Source organism: Nocardiopsis sp. NRRL B-16309 (genome assembly GCF_001279585.1).
Taxonomy (GTDB): domain Bacteria; phylum Actinomycetota; class Actinomycetes; order Streptosporangiales; family Streptosporangiaceae; genus Nocardiopsis.
This window is the reverse complement of record NZ_LGEC01000068.1, coordinates 31,579-48,485: the sequence shown is the minus strand read 5'-3', so window position 1 is coordinate 48,485 and position 16,907 is coordinate 31,579. Positions and strand designations below refer to the sequence as shown.

16 protein-coding genes and 1 pseudogene are annotated in these 16,907 nt (G+C 72.5%); 5 read left to right on the top strand and 12 right to left on the bottom strand.

The window, feature by feature from the left end; genetic code table 11:
* Positions 1-31: 31 nt before the first annotated feature.
* Positions 32-313, bottom strand: coding sequence for a hypothetical protein (locus ADL05_RS12515; RefSeq protein WP_053617101.1), 282 nt, complete (start codon positions 311-313; stop codon positions 32-34).
* A gap of 35 nt (positions 314-348) precedes the next feature.
* The gene (locus ADL05_RS12510) at positions 349-1,128 is read right to left on the bottom strand and encodes a cupin domain-containing protein (RefSeq protein WP_197285776.1); all 780 of its coding nucleotides are present in this window, start codon (positions 1,126-1,128) and stop codon (positions 349-351) included.
* A gap of 204 nt (positions 1,129-1,332) precedes the next feature.
* On the opposite strand from ADL05_RS12510, the gene ADL05_RS12505 reads away from it, so the two are divergent.
* From ADL05_RS12505 to ADL05_RS12495, 3 genes are all read left to right on the top strand, one after another.
* Positions 1,333-2,682 (top strand): FAD-dependent oxidoreductase, encoded by a 1,350-nt coding sequence (locus ADL05_RS12505; RefSeq protein WP_053617099.1) that lies wholly within the window; start codon positions 1,333-1,335, stop codon positions 2,680-2,682.
* A 28-nt stretch (positions 2,683-2,710) separates the two neighbouring features.
* The gene (locus ADL05_RS12500; protein ID WP_053617098.1) at positions 2,711-2,932 is read left to right on the top strand and encodes a hypothetical protein; all 222 of its coding nucleotides are present in this window, start codon (positions 2,711-2,713) and stop codon (positions 2,930-2,932) included.
* A 227-nt stretch (positions 2,933-3,159) separates the two neighbouring features.
* Positions 3,160-3,708 carry a hypothetical protein gene (locus ADL05_RS12495; RefSeq protein WP_156365826.1) on the top strand — a complete coding sequence of 183 codons (549 nt, stop codon included), beginning with the start codon at positions 3,160-3,162 and terminating at the stop codon, positions 3,706-3,708.
* A gap of 201 nt (positions 3,709-3,909) precedes the next feature.
* On the opposite strand, the gene ADL05_RS12490 is transcribed toward ADL05_RS12495, so the two are convergent.
* Positions 3,910-4,758, bottom strand: a complete 849-nt coding sequence (locus ADL05_RS12490) for an SDR family NAD(P)-dependent oxidoreductase (protein ID WP_053617096.1) — start codon at positions 4,756-4,758, stop codon at positions 3,910-3,912.
* Between the two features lie 259 nt (positions 4,759-5,017).
* On the opposite strand from ADL05_RS12490, the pseudogene ADL05_RS32130 reads away from it, so the two are divergent.
* Positions 5,018-5,200, top strand: a pseudogene (locus ADL05_RS32130) (helix-turn-helix domain-containing protein); the annotation flags it as partial.
* Positions 5,201-5,723: 523 nt separating this feature from the next.
* On the opposite strand, the gene ADL05_RS12480 reads toward ADL05_RS32130, so the two are convergent.
* From ADL05_RS12480 to ADL05_RS12455, 6 genes are all read right to left on the bottom strand, one after another.
* Positions 5,724-6,455 (bottom strand): GntR family transcriptional regulator, encoded by a 732-nt coding sequence (locus ADL05_RS12480; RefSeq protein WP_053617094.1) that lies wholly within the window; start codon positions 6,453-6,455, stop codon positions 5,724-5,726.
* A 77-nt stretch (positions 6,456-6,532) separates the two neighbouring features.
* Entirely contained in the window at positions 6,533-7,927 is a 1,395-nt protein-coding gene (locus tag ADL05_RS12475) for an MFS transporter (protein ID WP_053617093.1), read from the bottom strand.
* 22 nt (positions 7,928-7,949) lie between these two features.
* Entirely contained in the window at positions 7,950-8,621 is a 672-nt protein-coding gene (locus tag ADL05_RS12470; protein ID WP_156365825.1) for an RraA family protein, read from the bottom strand.
* Between the two features lie 62 nt (positions 8,622-8,683).
* Positions 8,684-9,025, bottom strand: a complete 342-nt coding sequence (locus tag ADL05_RS12465; RefSeq protein ID WP_053617091.1) for a DUF4387 domain-containing protein — start codon at positions 9,023-9,025, stop codon at positions 8,684-8,686.
* Positions 9,018-10,394: an acyclic terpene utilization AtuA family protein gene (locus ADL05_RS12460; RefSeq protein ID WP_197285775.1), complete on the bottom strand. Its 1,377-nt coding sequence runs from the start codon at positions 10,392-10,394 to the stop codon at positions 9,018-9,020. The genes ADL05_RS12465 and ADL05_RS12460 overlap by 8 nt, the downstream gene beginning before the upstream one ends.
* Positions 10,395-10,527: 133 nt before the next feature.
* Entirely contained in the window at positions 10,528-11,823 is a 1,296-nt protein-coding gene (locus ADL05_RS12455; RefSeq protein ID WP_053617090.1) for an MFS transporter, read from the bottom strand.
* Between the two features lie 1,192 nt (positions 11,824-13,015).
* Here ADL05_RS12455 and ADL05_RS12450 point away from each other — a divergent pair.
* Entirely contained in the window at positions 13,016-14,239 is a 1,224-nt protein-coding gene (locus tag ADL05_RS12450; protein WP_053617089.1) for an acyltransferase, read from the top strand.
* Positions 14,240-14,247: 8 nt separating this feature from the next.
* Here the strand turns inward: ADL05_RS12450 and ADL05_RS12445 are convergent, their stop codons facing one another.
* From ADL05_RS12445 to ADL05_RS12435, 3 genes are read right to left on the bottom strand one after another with little or no spacing between them, the layout of a single operon-like run.
* Entirely contained in the window at positions 14,248-14,724 is a 477-nt protein-coding gene (locus ADL05_RS12445; protein ID WP_053617088.1) for a hypothetical protein, read from the bottom strand.
* Positions 14,721-16,136 carry a HAMP domain-containing sensor histidine kinase gene (locus tag ADL05_RS12440; protein WP_053617087.1) on the bottom strand — a complete coding sequence of 472 codons (1,416 nt, stop codon included), beginning with the start codon at positions 16,134-16,136 and terminating at the stop codon, positions 14,721-14,723. The genes ADL05_RS12445 and ADL05_RS12440 overlap by 4 nt, the downstream gene beginning before the upstream one ends.
* Entirely contained in the window at positions 16,133-16,807 is a 675-nt protein-coding gene (locus ADL05_RS12435) for a response regulator transcription factor (protein WP_053617086.1), read from the bottom strand. The genes ADL05_RS12440 and ADL05_RS12435 overlap by 4 nt, the downstream gene beginning before the upstream one ends.
* Positions 16,808-16,907 lie beyond the last annotated feature (100 nt).

The window sequence follows — 16,907 nt, the reverse complement described above, 5'->3', positions numbered from 1 at the left end:
TCACCGCGGCGCGGGAGCGCGCCGCCGGCCGTCACGGGTCGCGGTCGCCGCGGTCGCTGGCGTCTCCGGGGTCGCCGGGGCCGTCCGTGGACCGCGGGCTGGTACCGGACATGAGCCAGGGCCGGAAGAGCCGCGTCATGAACGGCATCACGACATAGGTCTGCAGGGTGACCAGCACGACGGTGAGGATGAGCGTGACGATCGGGACCGGCAACTCGGACACCACGGGTCCCAGGAGCCACAGCAACAGAGTGATGATCGGATAGACCGACAGCCAGCTGACCACGGCCGTCTTGTATCGGGGCGGACGCATCCCGCCACCCTTCCACGGTCGCGCTGCGCGAGCGGTCACAGGCCCGCCGCCCGCACCCGCCGGGGCGGCCCGTCGACCACGACCAGGCCCAGATCCGGGTTGGTCCGGATGCCGCCCATCATCACCGACGGGTCGATGAGTCCCTCCGTGTGCACGGAGTCGTCGGTCGACACACCGGTGGCGTCGAAGAACGGCTCGAAGACGTCGGAGGTGAGCAGTCCGAGCATCCGCGTGCTGTGCGCGGCGATCGCGAAACTGTGCACGGTTCCGGCCGGCGCGTGCAGGAAGTCCCCGGAGGTCAGCAGGAGTTCCTGTCCGTTGACCCACAGCCAGATCCGCCCGGACACGCACACGAAGTTCTCCGTGTGCAGGCGGTGGAAGTGGCGGATGACGTAGGGCTGGGGCGCGGCGAGCGTGCTGACCGAGAAGTAGCGGCCGCCGGTGTTGCGGCCCCGCGCGGAGAAGGCGTTGTGGGCGTCCGGCCAGCCGCGCCGGTCCCCGGTCCGTGAGCGGAGGAAGTAGGCCTCCTCCTCGGGCGGCGTGTCGTCCCGGACGTCCTGGGCGTCCACGCGCGCCAGCTCGTGCTCCCTCGTCCCCGGCAGCAGCTCGGCGGAGGCCTCGGCGGGCGTGTACACGTGCCGCTCGACGGTCTCCCGTGACTCCGTCAGGGCGTCCAGGGCGCCGCTGGAGGCGGAGAAGAACAGGAGCCGGGACATGTGGCCGAGCATCCGGTAGACGACCGGGGTACCCGGGGGAACGTGGACGGAGTCACCGCGAACCAGGACGCGGCTGCGCCCCGGGAGCCAGAACTGCACACAGCCCTCGAACACCCGCGCCCGTGCTTCACCCGGCCACTCTCACGAACCTGTCCGCGGCTGCCCGGGGCGGGGGTCCGGGCACCCGGCCACCGCGCCGCGGGCCCCGTCGATTCCCTACGGCCCGACCGGGCCGCCGGAAGGAACCTCACCCGTCCGTGAAGCGTTCTCCTTCCTGACGGACTCAGAGGAGTGGGGATCAGGGTGACCGAGCGGACCGATGTCGTGGTCGTGGGTGCGGGTGTGTCCGGGCTGGCCGCGGCGCGGCGACTGCATGAGGGAGGCCTGCGAGTCCTGGTGCTGGAGGGCCACGGCGAACCGGGCGGCCGCGCCGCGCTGATGCCCGCCTCGGAACCGGACGGCCTCCCGGCGGGCAACATGTACCTGCCGCCGGGCGCACGCGCGCTCCTGGACCTGGCCGCCGAACTCGACGTGCCGGTCGAACCCGTGCTGCACGACGCCGCCCTCCAGGACCTGCGGGTCGACGACGACGGCGACGTCCACCACAGCGAGGACAACGTGCCGTTGGGGACCTCGTGGTGGACCCGCCTGCGCAACGAGTGGATCTTCGCCGGGTTCGCGCGGCTGAGCAGGAACGTGGACCTCGCCGAGCCATGGCGCTCGGCCGAGGCCCAGGAACTCGACCAGCGCACGGTGCGCTCCTGGCTGCGCTCGTACACCTCCGACACCCGGCTTCTCGGACTGGTGGAGGAGGCCCTGACCCTCGACGCGGGGCTGCCCGCCGACCGCATCAGCCTGCTCTGGCTGCTGGCCCACATCGGCCCCGATCTGCCCGACGTGGACGACTTCCTGCGCCTGGACCCCGCGCTCCTGGTCGAGCGGCTGGCCGCGCCCATCGCCGGATGCCTGCGTACGGGCCGGCACGTCGAACGGGTCGAGCAGGACGAGCAGGGCGTACGGGTGGGCGGCCCCTGGGGCGAGGTCGCCGCGGACCGGGCGGTGCTGGCCCTGTCCCCCGCCGACGCCGCGCACATCGCGTTCTCCCCGGCCCTGCCGCCCGAACGCGAGGGCCTGCAGCGCGAGTGGCCGCATTCGGAGATCATCCGCACCGAGCTGGTGTACTGGCGACCGTTCTGGCGCAAGTTCGGCCTGTCCGGCGGGGTGCACTTCGACGACGGCGTGCCCGCCTGGACGCTCGACGACAGCCCGACCGACGCGGACGAGGGGCGCCTGGTCGCGCACACCTACATGTTCGACGAGAGCGACCCCCTCGGAGCCGACCGGCGGATCACCGGCGCGCCCGACCGCCACCGCGCCCTGCTCCTGGAGAACCTGCGGGTGGCGCTGGGCCCGCTGGCCGACGACCCGATCGCTTTCACGCAGTCGGCCGCGGGTCCGGACACCTACAGCCGCGCCTACCAGTCGCCCACGCCGCCCGGTTTCCTGACCCGGTACGGGTCCTGGTTGCGCCGACCCGTGGGGCGCGTGCACTGGGCCGCCGCCGAGACCGGGGCCTTTCCGGGCAACGGCGCCCTCGACGGTGCCGTGACCAGCGGCCACCGCGCCGCCGACGACATCCTGGGCGGAGCCTGAGCCGGGGCCCTCGAACCGTCCGACCGCGGTGGTCACAGCCGGGCGGCGGTCGCGATCAGCCCGGCGAGCGCGAGGGAGCGGCGTCCTCATCAACGCCGCCTGCCCGGGCCTGGTCGCGACCGACTTCACCGGCTTCCAGGGCCCGCGCACGCCAGAACAGGGCGCCGCCACGGCGATCCGGCTCGCCACACTGCCCGACGACGGCCCGAGCGGCGGGTTCTTCGAGGACGAGGGCGTCATTCCCTGGTGACGTCCGGCCGGTCGGGTCCCGGGGCCGGGTGACGGGGGGCACAGGCGGTCTCCACGAACTCGTCACCGGATACCCGGAACCGAAGCAGGCTCCCCCGTGTCAGAGCAAGGGGACAGTTCCCGTGTCCCTTCCCCGACTCCACTCCCCCGTGTCCCCGGAGTGGCGGATCCGACCGACTCTCACCTTGGAAAACTCTGATCATGAGCCGTAACCTCACCCTCGCCCCCATGAGCGGTACCGTTCTCGCGCGGGCGACCGCCGGCGTCGCCTCCCTCGTCCTCGCGGCGACTCTGACCTCCTGTTCCTTCTCCCTGGGCGAGTTGGAGCCCGTCGGCGGGGAGACCTCCGCCCCGGCAGAGGAGGCCCCGGCCGAGGAGACCGACACCGCCGAGCAGGACACGGAGACCGGAACCACCGAGGACGCGGCAGAGGAGCCCGCGGACACCGCGGACTCCCAGAACGTGCTTCCCATGCCCGCGTCCGAGGCCCTGACCTGGGGCAGCGACAACTACTGGCTCAGCGGGACCGGAGACGCGCTCTACCGGCTGGACTGGACGCCCTCGTCCGACATGACCCTGGAGCTCACCCACTCCGGCAGCAGCAACTTCATCATCGTGACCTACGGCGCGGACGAGACCCGCTACGCGAGCATCGTCAACGAGATCGGCGCCTACGAGGGCAGTGTCACGCTCGGGGACCTGCCGCTGCTCGACGGTGCCGAAGCGGTCGACTACCTCCACATCCAGGCCGACGGCCCCTGGACCATCGGCCGCTGACCCACGGCCCCGCGCCGCTGGACCCGTCCACCGCACGGACGCGTCCAGCGGCGCGACCTGCACGGACGCTCGTAGCCGTCGTCCTCGCCCGAATGACCCTGGCAGAAAAGGAGCTCGAGGACCGCGGGAAGACCGTTGAGGAGCACACCACCGCGGCTGCGGGGCGAGGCCACCGCCGCGGGAATCCACACGAGACGGGCTCTACTGAGCTCTTCTCTGGAACCTCGCGCACTCTCTCCCGGCCTTGGTGCCCCCGTCGACCAGGATGTCGGTCCCGGTCAGATAACCGGGTGCTTCGCTCGCGCAGAAGGCGAGAACAGCCGCCACCTCTTCGGGCCTGCCGAATCGCTTGATCGCCGCCGACTTCACCAGCTCGCCGGCGCCGTGGTTCTCCTCCAGGCGGCCCATCTCGGTATCGAAGCTCCCAGGAGAGACGGAAACGACCCGCGCTCCCCGCTCCCCGAACTCGGCCGCGAGGAAACGGCTGTACCAGTGGACGAAGTTCTTGCTGATGGCGTAGGCCAGTCCGGGTTGGAGTCTCCGGCCGACGACCCTCGCGCGACGGACGATCGCCTTCTCGAAGTCGCCGGGTCGATCCTCGGCATGGCGGAAGGCACGAAGCGGGACGAGGAGCTTGGGGATGCTGTGTCCGGCGGTTGACGCCACATTGACCAGTGCGTCGCCGTCCGCGGCCCGCGCGAGGAAGACCCTCGCGATGTTGACGGTGCCCGTTGCGTTGATGCGAGCGATGCGTTCGGCCGTACCCATGTGCGGACTGATGCCGGCGGCGTGGACTACTGCCCGAACGTGACTTCCTTCAGACTCCGCGTGCTGGAACAGCCGCTCGACGGATGCCTTGTCGGTGATGTCGCAGACCACGCCGACCGCTTCGACTCCGGCCACGGCCAGCTCGCCCACCGCGTCATCGAGGCGCGTCCGGTCGAGGTCTGCCAGCACGATGCGGTGGTCCTGACCCATGAGCCTTGCCGTTGCCAGCCCCATGCCGCCGGTTCCCCCGGTGATGATCGCGGTGGGGTGTGCAGTCGACATACGTGACCCTCTTCGTTGAGGTCGGAGCTTCGGGAAAAGTGTCTCGAACTCGAGTTCAAGCGGTGGCGGAGGCGCCCGCGACCAGGACACCGGAGGGGCCTCACGCGTCCTCCAGTGGCCTCATGCGGAAGGTGTCCTTCCGCTTGTGAGTGACGCTATCAAAACGGAGGCCTCCCGTCCACTTTTTCGGAATGATATCGTCCGGTTCCATGGGCGCTGGGAGGACGGACGCCCAGGCGACGAGGAGGAGGGGGACGGCATGACGGCCGAGCCACAGCCACTGCGGGCCGACGCGCGGCGCAACCGCGACCAGATCATCGCCACCGCCAAGACACTGCTCGCCCAGCGGGGGCTGGAGGACGTGCCGATGGAGGAACTCGCGCGCCAGGCCGGAGTCGGTGTCGGAACCCTCTACCGGCGCTTCCCCGACCGCGACACACTGATCCGCGCGGTCACCCTGGACAGCTTCTCCGCACTGCTCGCCCGGGCACGGCAGGCCCTCGACGAGGGCGGCCTGGGATGGGAGACCTTCGTCCGCGCACTGAGCGGCTCGCCCGAGATGCGGTTCACCCTGCGGTTGACGGTGTTCTCACCGGAGGCCGGACGGACCGTCTGGAGCGACCCCCGGCTCGTCGAGGTCCGGGGCAAGGTCACCGCCGTGTTGGACGAGCTGGTCCGCCTGGGGCAGGAGGCGGGCACGCTCCGCGCCGACGTGGGCACGGGCGACGTGGTGCTCCTGGCCGCGCTCGTGATCATCGGCCTGCAGTCCACCGACCAGTCGATGACCGACGCCGATGCTGGCCCTGGGCCTGGACGGACTCCGGGCCGCCTCGGGCCGCCCCCTGCCGGACGAACCCCTCTCCAGCCAGGACCTCGAACCCCGCCCCTGACACGCGCTGGCAAGGCCGGCCCCCAGCGGGCGGTTCAGGTTCGCGGCGCCCGCGTGGCGAGCGGCGAGGACGCCCTCACTCCGCGTGGGGGGCGTCGTTCGCGGTCGGTCGGCGGCCGACGAGTCCGGCGCGGGCGTCCTCCATCACGATCCGCTCGGCCGACTCCGCGTCGCGGTCGCGCAGTGCGCGGACGAGCATCCGGTGGTAGCTGTAGCGGTCCAGCGCGGACCGGTCGCCGGCGGAGATGTGCTCGCGGAGGCGTGCCCGCCGCTCGGCCTGGGAGAACACGCGCGTCTGCTCCAGGAGCCCCACCAGGACCGGGTTGTGGGCGCAGGAGTTCACCGTGTCGTTGAACTCCTGCATGGTGTCGAAGAGGGTGCTCAGGTGCCGGTCGATGGGCCGGTCCTCGCTGTTGCGCTGCTGGATGACGATGAGGAGGTCGTCGGCCTCGTCCAGGATGGCGTCGAGGCGGTCGATCTGGTCGTCGGTGGCGTGGCGGGCGGCGAAGCGCGCGACCAGGCCGCGGAGGGCGACCTCGACCTCGGCCAGCTCCTGGACCGCGGAGTCCTCCATTGCGGCGACGACGACCGTGCGGGGGCCGGTGCGGTCGAGCAGCCGTTCGGTCTCCAGCCTGCGGATCGCCTCGCGTACGGGGGTCGGGCTCACCGACAGCCGCTCGGCGAGCCCGCGCTCGGTGATCTTCTCACCGGGTTTGAGCTCTCCGGCCCTGATGGCGTCGCGCACCGCCCGGTACGTGCGTTCGGCGAGCGTCTCGGTCGTCATGGTGCGCAACTGCCTGCCGTTCATGGCTCGACGATACCTGACAGCATAGCCGTATGCGTTTCCTGGCGGTCTTGCGATAGCAACGCTCCTGCCCGGCCGAGTCACTCTCGCGGTGGGCGGGACAGGCGCCGAAGCGCCGGATCGAGCACGGTGAGCAGCAGCGCCGCCCCGGCGAGGGCGGCGATGGTCCACCCGATGGCGTGCAGGCCGCCGTCGCTGGGCGCCGGCCCGAAGACCGGACCGATGATCCCCGAGGCGGCGATCGCCGCGACCTGGATCGCCGTGCGCGAGAGGCCGGCGACTGATCCCATCCGGCCCTCGGGCGCCTGTCCGTACACCGCGACCTGGTTGGACACCGCCGTCAGGCCCTGCGGGGGTCCGAAGAGCGCGATGACGGCCAGCAGGACCCACATCGGCGCGGCGGCCGTGGTGACCGTCAGGAACAGCCCGCCGACGACGAGGACGGACGCCGCGACGATCAACGGGACGCGGACACCGCGGCTGCGGGAGACGAGGGCCGCGGCCGCGCCCGCCAGGACGACCGCGGGCAGTTGCATCCATCCCGCCGCGTCGGCCGTGTACCCCGCGGCGGACTGCAGCCAGGGCGTGATCCCGTAGATGACGAGGTACGTGCACAGGTACACCAGGAACAGCCGCGCGTAGGTGCGCACGAGCGCCGGGTGGGCGGCGAGCATGCGCACGTCCAGGAACGGCCGGGGATGGCGCCTCTCCCAGACGTAGAGCGCCACCGCCCCGACCACGGCGACGAGGAGGAGCCAGAGCCGGTCCGTCCCCGCGTCGAGGGCGAACAGGAGCGCGGCCCCGATCGCGACCGCGAACACGACGAGGCCGGGCAGGTCGGGCCCGCCCGGCCCTCGCTCCTCCGCTGCGGGGCCTGTCTGCGCGTCGCGGGTCCGGTCGGAGGGCAGTCCCACCAGCGCGCACGCCATCGCGACCACCGCGTAGGGGGCGTTGACGACGAAGATCGCCTGCCAGCCGAACCCCTCCACGAGGACGCCGCCCAGGACCGGGCCGACCGCGGCACTGACCAGGCCCGAGACGGAGACCGCCGCGAACAGCCCGCGGGGCGCCTCCCGCCCCGCCCGCGCGGACTGGTTCCTGATCGCCGCCATCACCGCCGGGTAGGCCGCCGACGTGCCGATCCCGATCATGACGCGCGAGGCGAGCGCCCCGGCGAAGGCCGGGAACGCGAGCGGAACGAGCCCCGCGATCGCGGCGACGGCCATCCCCGCGACGTAGATCCGCCGGGGCCCGTACCGGTCGACGAGTCCGCCCATGGCCGGCTGGGCGACCGCGCTGGCGAGGTAGAGCCCGGCCACCAGCAGGATGACGTCCGCCGGGGACGTGCCGGTCGCCCGTGCGATCGGCACGAGCGCGACCGCGATCATGGTCGTGTTGACGGAGTTCAGCGCCGGACCGAGGAGTACGGGCAGGGCGAAGCGCGGGCCGAAGCCGTCCGCGGGAGAGGGGCTCATGTGGGTGTCGGCCGCGGTCGGCTCAGTGCCGCACGCGTCGGAGGGCCAGCAGCCCTTCGTGCGTGAAGTCCGCCGACCGCGCCCAGGCCACGATCTCCTGTTCCTCCGCGCGGACCTCCTCGGCCAGGCCGGGCAGGGCACCGGCGGCGCCCGGCGGGATCCTGAGGACGCCGTGCCCGTCGCCGTGCAGCAGGTCGCCCGGCGCCACGTCGAGTCCGGCGACGCGGACGGGGCCTCCGACGCCGGTCAGCCGCATGTGGGCGCGGGCGACGCACAGCCCCGACGCGTGTACGGCGTAGCCCGTGCCGCGCAGGTCCGGCTCGTCCCGCACGCGCCCGTTGGTCACGAAACCGGCGATGCCCAGTGCCGACAGGAGGGTGCCGTTGACCTCGCCGAGGAACGCCCCGGCGCCCGGGACCTCGTCGAGGTCCTGGACGACCACGACGACCGGCCCCTCGACGGCGAGGATCGCGCGGTGCAGTTCCGCCACGGGCACGGCGTCGTCTCCGGGTTCGCGGGCCCGCATGGTGGCGGTGACGGCGGTTCCCACCATCGTCGCGCCGACGACGCGGTGGATCGAACCGTCCGTGTACCCCTGCCCGTCGGCACCGGACTCCGTGCGGCGCAGGGCGTTGCTCAGTGCGGGCGTGTCCCAGCGCGCGAGCGCCGTGAGATCGGATTCGGTGGGTTGCATGGTGGCTTCCTCGGGTTCGCGGGTGTCGGGGTGGAAGGTCCCGGTGCGGGACCGCGCGGTCCTCAACCGGTGGCGGCGTCGCGGGTGCCGGCGGCGGGCGGTACCAGCGCGGCGAGCGGGACGTGGTGCTGGCCCGAGTGGACGTCGCGGTCGCGGAACCCTCCCTGCGGGACGATCCGCGGGAAGGAGATCTTCACGACGTTCAACGCGGGGATGCGGAAGAAGCGGACCTGCTCGGCGGGGGCGCCGTACAGCCGCGCGACCACGTCCTCGTTGAGGAAGTTCTCGTCGGCGGCGGCCGCGTAGCCGGCCTCGTCGCGCATGAACAGTTCCAGGGTGGTCCAGAACGGGCCGGCGTTCTTGGAGCGCACCTCCAGGGCGAGGTCGCCCAGGGTCTCAGACATCGGCGGTGGCCTTTCGGTACTCGGTGCGGAACGGGGCGGTGGGGTCGTCGGTGTCCACGACGTGGTTGAGGACGAACTCGTAGGCCGCGCCGCGCTCGGTCTCGGCGGGCGAGAACGGGAAGGCGGTGCTCGGCAGGTAGGCCATGTCCGCGGTCGGCAGGTGCAGCATCAGCGGGTTGGCGACCTTGGCGATCGCGGTGGCGGTGGCCTGGTCGCTCGCGTGGACCAGCAGCATCACCCCCACCTCACGGGCGGGGCCGGTGGCCGGGTCGCGGTCCTGGAGGACGGCGTTGTGGCCGTAGAGCCGGATGTCCACGGCGTACTCGTCCGGGTCCAGTCGCAGCGTCCTGCTCACCCACTCGCCGAGGATCCGGTGCAGGAGGGCCGCCCAGTCCTCGATGTCGGCCAGGATGTGGGGGTCCCGGATCGCGGTGAACGACATCGTCTCGTAGCCGCTGATCCGCGCGCCCTCCAGCTTGACCGTGTACTGCGGCGCGGGTTCGAACCTGGAGCCCTCCACGCGCACGATCCGGTCGTCGAGGGCCCGGTAGGTCGCCTCGGTGACGTCGATCGTGCCCGCGGGCTCACGCATCCGGAAGGGGTCGGCGGTCTCGTAGAGCATGTGCGCCGCCACCGAGGTGGGAGTGCAGGACACGGCCGGGTCGAGCGGTTCGATGGTGAAGCCGTCGTGGTCGATGGTGGCGAGTACCCCGCCGCCGCGCGGATCGGTCGTGCACTGTCCGCCGCACTCGACGATCTTCGCCGCGTGCCAGCTGGGACCGGCGGGCATGCCGCGCATCAGCGGGACGGCGGCGGCGACCGCGGTGTCGGTGGCGCGTCCGGCCAGGACGACGTCGGCTCCACCCCGCAGCGCCGCCTCGATCGGCTCGTGCCCCATCATCGCGACGATGTGGGTGCAGCTCTCCAGGGTGGCCGCCTCCAGGGCACCGGCCGGCGGCAGCGGGTGGACCGCTCCGGCACGCAGGTCCTCCACCAGCGAGGACGCCGTCTGCTCGGCGTAGATGGCGGCGACGGTCAGGTCCAGCCCTTCGGAGGCCAGGACGTCCCGCGTGATGTCGGCGACCCAGTCGACGCCGGCGTCGGTGCCGCTCGTACCGCAGGAGCCGACGATGAGCGGGATGCGGGCACCGCTCGCGGCCGTGAGGAGGATGCGCAGGTCGTGTTCGACCTGGGCGCGGGTGGTCTTGGGTGTGGCCGATCCGAGGTAGTGGGGACCCGAGTCGGTGGAGCCGCCGTCGACGGCGATGGCGTCCGCGCCCAGAGCGACGCCGCGCTCGATCGTCTCTGGCGGAAATCCGGCGCCGAGCATGCCGGACGGAACGAGGATCCGCACCGAAGTGTCGTTCACCTGGTACTCCTTTGGTTGGGTGGGACGCGGGTCTGGTCGGGTGGGAAGGAAATCGTCTGTTGGCGGCGGCCACGGCCCCGCCCCCGCCGGGGCACACCGAGGGGTGCGGTGGTGTCGGGACCGGCGTCGGCGCTCACAGCGCCCGTGCCGTCTCGGCCCGGCGCTGGAGTGCGAGCGCCCGCAGCACCACGAGGACCGCGAGAGCGGCGAGCAGCGCGGCGTCGGCCAGCATGAAGCGCCATCCGGTGACCTCGACCATGGCGCCGACCAGGGCCGGGCCGATGAAGCCGCCGCCCATCCAGCCGACCGTGTAGAGGCCGGTGTAGGTACCGAACGCGCGCGCCGACGGCGCCAGGTTCCACAGGATCACCGCCCCGTTGACCAGGAAGCCCGCGGCGCCGATCGCGGCCACGCACAGGGCGACGACGGCGGCGGCCGGGGAGTCGCCGATCGCGCCGAGCGTGAGGGAGACGGCGAACACCCCCATGCCCAGGGCCATCACCCGCAGCCGCCCGATGCGCTCGGACAGCAGCGCCACGGGGAACGCGGCCAGGATGAACGCCACTCCGCTGGGCAGGGTGAGCCCGCCGGCACTGCCGCGCGAGAGCCCCAGCGCCTCCATCCCGTAGGGCGTCACCAGTGACCGCGACGCGGCCCACGCGCAGCCGAACAGCAGGATGGCGACCATGACGAGCAGGCGCTCCCGACGGGGGTCGCGGACGATGTCGGTGAGCAGCGCGCGCACGGTCGTGGCCGGGGTATCCGGGTCCCGGCCCGAGGCCGCGGCGGCGGCCATGGACGCGTCCTCGGCCGCGACCTCCCGGTAGGCGGGCGAGCTGTTGTCGCGCACCTTCAGCACCAGCACGACGGCCGAGACGAGCATCAGCAGGGCGGGCACGGAGAAGGACAGCACCGGGAAGGAGTCGACGAGGAAGAGGCTGATGAGCGCCGACACGACGATGGTCAGGCTGCTGGCCGCCTTCACGGCGGCGTTGGCCCTGCTGCGCCGCTCCGGACGGATGAAGTCGGGCAGCAGCGACTCGGCGATCGGCTTGAAGCTGTTGCACACCAGGGCGTAGCAGAACATCAGGGCGACCAGCACGGGAAGGGACGAGGCCAGCGGGATCACGGCGAACAGCAGCGCGGCGACGGGCATGCCCACGGCCAGGTAGGGGATGCGCCTGCCCCACCGGGTGCGCGTGTTGTCCGAGCGGTTGCCGATCCAGGGCTGGATGAAGATGCCCAGCAGGTTGTCCATGCCCATCAGCGCGCCGATGAGCGCGGCGCTGGCCACGTACTCGCCGAGCAGCGGCGGCACCTGCGCGTCGTAGAAGTTCCACGTCGACTCCTGCGCGAAGACCGCGAGGACGACGAAGAAGGTGATCCTGCGTCCTGACACCCGGTCCGCGTCGGGATCCAATGCCGTCATCAGCGACCTTCCTCTCCTGCGGTCGCCGGACTGTGACGCCGCTCACGCGTACGTTAGTTTGCTATAGCAAAACTGTCAAAGGTCGCTTAATGACTTTGCAATACGGAAGCGTCCAGCGATCGCATTGATGGGGTGCCGCCGTACACCTCGCTGGAGAGTGGGAGGCGGTCGAAGGGACGGTGATCGAAGACGCGCGTGGAGAACTCGCTGACCTGCGTCGATGAAACCAAGGTGGCCGATCGCCCTGGACTCCGGCGGTGATCGGCCCGGCGTCGCGGTGCCCAGCCACCGGCGTCGCGGGTCGGCCTCGGCGCCGTGTCGGCCGCACGCCGCGCCGGGAGCGGCACTGACGTCGGCCACGTCCACGATCGAAGGACCCGCCGGACGCGGGATCAGACGGGGTGGCATGGGAACGCCGAACCGCCGCGGGCGGGGCGCGCGGAACCGGCCGGGTGGCAGGCGATGAGGCAGGAGAGGAGAGCCGGCGCAGGCGCCCGACGATCACGGCCCCGGAAAACCTCTTCCCGAAGGCGCCGGAAAACTACAGTGGCCAAAGTAGACATGCCTGCCTCATGCTGCTACATTTCCTGTCGTAGCCACAGAGATCCACGGCTGGACCACCGGATACGCCGGTGGAACGCAGGACGGCTCGACGGTGTGCACGTGCGTCAAGACACCGGGAGCCGGTAGGACCGCAGTACAGCAGTTCGGCAGGACCGGCCTCCCGCTCGGACAGGGGATGCCGTGGCAGGACGCGGTAGGGCTCGACCGGCGCACGGTTGTACGGCGCCGGGAGCCGGTAGGACCGCAGTCGGAGCAGGACACGAAGTGAGATCGAGAGGAGTAGATGCCATCAGGATCGCCCGGGCGCGGAACGTTCCGCTCGGGTACCGCAGGACCCTGATTCGGAAGAAGGAGGTCCACGGTCACACAACCGCGATCCCCGCGCTCCCGTCCCAGATCGACCTCGGGAAGCGGATGACCGGCCTCGGCCGGTAGGTGGTATTGAACTCTCGGGCCCCGGCGCCGCATGGCGCCGGGGCCCTCGGCGTGTGTGCGGGAGAAGCCCGGGCACCGCCCCTCCTCCCCTCCCCCGGGCCGCGAGCGCCCCAGGTCCGGGACCCCGCCCTGCGACGGAACCGGGACATCGCGGTGACGGCCCCCGGACGCGCCCCCGGCAGGCTCGGGGGACATGAGACCAGACCCTTCGGCCACCGTCGGCCCGGCCGCCCCGAAGCGCGGCCGGCACCTGTCCGCCCTGGACGGCCTGCGGGGCGTCGCGATCATCGGCGTCCTGCTCTTCCACACCGGGCACCTGGACGGCGGGTTCCTCGGCGTGGACCTGTTCTTCGTCCTGTCCGGGTACCTGATCACCGGCCTGCTCCTCCGCGAGATCGAGGCGACCGGCCGGGTCTGCCTCCTCGCCTTCTGGGGGCGCCGCCTGCGCCGCCTGCTCCCCGCGCTCGCGCTGATGCTCGTCGGCGTCACGCTGCTGGTCAGAGCCGTGGGCTCCCCCGGCCTGGTGCGCAGCACGCTCGCGGACGGGCCCTGGGTCCAGGCCAACCTCGTCAACTGGCACCTGCTGGCCCGGTCGGCCGGGTACTGGGACCGGTTCGGCGCCGACCGGGTGTTCGGGCACCTGTGGAGCATCGCCGTGGAGGAGCAGTTCTACCTGCTCTGGCCGCTGCTCCTGGCCCTGGTCGCGCTGCGCGGTCCGCGGGCGGGCACCCGGGCCGCGGTGCTCGCCGCCGCCCTGGCGGCCGCGTCCCTGCTGGTCACGGCCCTTCTGGTCGACCCCGCCGACCCGACGCGCGTCTACACCGGGACCGACACGCGAGCCTTCTCGCTGCTGCTGGGCGCGCTGGCCGCCACCCCCTCGGTGCGCCATCTCTCGGCCCGCCTGGTGGAGCGCTCCGCGGGGGCCGCGACGGCCACGAGCGCCCTCGCGGCGGCCGTGGTCACCGCGCTGTGGCTCCTCGCCGACGGAACGGCCTCCTCCTGGCTGTACCCGGGCGGACTGTTCGCGCACGCCCTGGCCTGCGCGGTGCTCATCAGCCTGACCGCGCACAGCCCGCGGGGGCCGGTGGCGCGGGCCCTGTCCTGGGAGCCGCTGCGGTGGACGGGGCTGATCTCCTACAGCCTCTACCTGTGGCACTGGCCGGTCATCGTGCTGCTCTCGCCCGAGGCGACCGGGCTGACCGGGTGGTGGTGGACGTCCGTGGTCTGCGCGGTGTCGATCGGACTGGCGGCGGCCTCGACCCACCTGGTCGAGAACCCGATCCGCTTCCGCGCCGGCTGGGCCACGGGACGCGCGGGCGCCCTCGCCTTCGCCGCGGTCATGGTCGGCCTGGCCCTCCTGTGGATCGCCGTCCCCGCGCCGCCCGCGCCCTCGGTGGACGTCGGCGCCCTGGACTGAGACCCGGTTCAGTGCTCCACGGGGCAGGTACGGATCCCGTCCGACTCGGGGGTGGGCAGGGTCAGCCCGACCCGCACCCCGGTGTCGGGCGAGCCGCCCGACTGCACGTGCGCCGCCAGCGCGGTGCACACGATCTGGTCGATGCCCGCGGGGCTGACCTCGTCGGCGGAGAGCGGTGCCATCAGCTCGATCACGTCCTCCCGCACGGTCACCGTCATGCGCTGGGGGCCGTTGGATTCGATCCCCGTGCGCAGGTCCGAGCCGCCCGGCCCGGCCAGCAGGAGGGACATCGCCTCGGGGATCGTGCCCAGCCGTCCGGTGTCGCGCAGCTGGGGCCGGAGGTCCCCCTGGTCGTCGAGGAAGTACAGCGTGACCCCCGGTGCCACGCCCGTGGGGGCCGGGCCGCCCTCGACCACCTCCGATGCGGGGCTCCCGCATCCCATGGCCAGGACGAGCACCGGCACCGCGGCCCACACGCGCCTCATCGTTCCTCCTCCTGCTCGGGAAGCACGAGGTCGAACCGCGCGCCGGACCCGGTGTCGGCCGCGGTGACGTCGCCCCCGTGCAGACGGGCGTTCTCCCGCGCCAGGCCCAGGCCCAGCCCGCTGCCCGGCGTGCGGGTGCGCGACCGGTCCGCCTTGTAGAAGCGGTCGAACACGTGTGGGAGCACCTCTTCGCCGAGCCCTGGCCCGGCATCGGTGACGGTGACGCGCACACCGCCGGGGAGCGGGTGCACGGAGACGCGCACCGGCGGCGCCCCGTGCCGCAGCGCGTTGCCGACCAGGTTGGCCACGATGAGGTCCAGCCTGCGGCGGTCCAGGCGCAGCACGACCCGTTCCGGTGCCTCCAGCTCGACCCGGTCCGCCCAGCCCCGCAGCCGGAGGCAGGCCCGGACCGTGTCGGCCACGTCCACCTCCTCGACGTGCAGCCTGGCGGTTCCGGCGTCGAAGCGGGACACCTCCATCAGGTCCTCCACCAGTCTGATCAGGCGGTGGGTCTCACTGATCGCCATCTGCGCGGACTCGCGGGCGTCGCCGTGCACGCCCTCGGTCGAGGACTCCAGCACCTCCACCACGGCCGCGAGCGTGCTGAGGGGCGTGCGCAGCTCATGGGAGACGTCCGCGACGAACCGGCGGGCGTCGGCCCGCATCCGTTCCTTCATCGCCATGGAGTCCTGCAGCGAGGCCGCCATCTCGTTGACGGCGACGGTCAGTTCGGCGAGTTCGTCGGCGCCCTGGGGCTCCGAACGGGCGTCGAGGTCGCCCGAGGCCAGCCGCCCGGCCGTGTCGCGCAGGTCTCGGACCGGCCGCAGGACGCCGCGCGCGGCCAGCAGCGCCAGGAGAGCCGACAGGGGCAGGGCCGCCGTCGCCGTGGTGAACGCGGCCAGGGTGAGCCCGTCGACCTCGCGCTCCACGTCGGCGAGGTCGCGCAGGGCGTAGACCTCGATCCCGGAGGGAGAACGCGTCCCGTCCAGGGCGGTGGTCACGACCGGGGTCCCGACCAGGAGCCAGGACCGGTCGTCCCGCGTGATCCGCTGGGCGACCACCTCGTCCCCGTGCCGCACGGCCTCGCGGATCTCGCCGGTGACCAGGCCGGTGTCGAAGGCGCCGGCCGAGGCCAGGTCCCCGAAGGTGACCAGGGCCTCGCCTCCGACGGCCTGGTCCAGACGGTCGAGCGCCTCCTGGTCCGGCGGATAGGTCAGGTGCGGCGCGGCGGCCTCGACCTGCGCGGCCACGGTGTCGGTGATCCGCTGCTGGTGCGAGGAGACCAGCGCCGCGCTCGCCGCGTTGGCGCTCGCCCAGGCCGACGCGGCGGCGCCCAGAACCGTGACCAGGACGAACGCGGCCAGAAGCCGGGCGCGGAGTCCGCGGGGGCGCGGCCATCGAGGCTTTCTCATACCGGCCCGAACCGGTAGCCGAACCCGCGCACCGTCTGGACGTACCGGGGAGCCCCGGCGGAGGACTCGATCTTGGCCCGCAGCCGCTGCACGCAGTTGTCGACCAGTCGCGAGTCACCGAGGTAGTCGTGCTCCCACACCTCCTCCAGGAGCCGCTGACGGCTGAACACCCGGCCCGGGGACCGGGACAGGACCAGGAGCAGGCGCAGTTCGGTGGGGGTGAGCGAGACCGGTTCGCCGCGCAGGGAGACCGTCAGAGCGGTGGTGTCGATCGACAGGTCGCCGTGGACCCGCGCCCCGCCGGCCTCACCGGAACTGCGGCGCAGCACGGCGCGCACGCGTGCGTCGAGCACGGTGGGCTGCGCGGGCTTGACCACGTAGTCGTCCGCGCCCGCCGCCAGCCCGCCGACGATGTCGAAGTCGTCGCCGAGCGCCGTCAGGATGATCACCGGTGTGTCGCCGACGGCCCTGATGCGGCGGCACACCTCGAACCCGCCCATGCCGGGCAGCATGACGTCGAGCACGACCAGGTCCGGCGGGGCGGACCGGAAGACCTCCAGGCCCTCCTCGCCGGTGTCGGCCGTGCGCACGCCGTGCCCGTGCCTGGACAGCGCGAGTTCGAGCCCCCGCCGCACCATGGGGTCGTCTTCGATCAGGAGGAGTCGTGCCACCCGCCCAGTATCGGCCACCGGACCACGGGAATCCGTGGTCCGCGGACGACCGGGACACGACTGCGACACGGCGGCTGACCGGCCGGGACACGGGCACGCG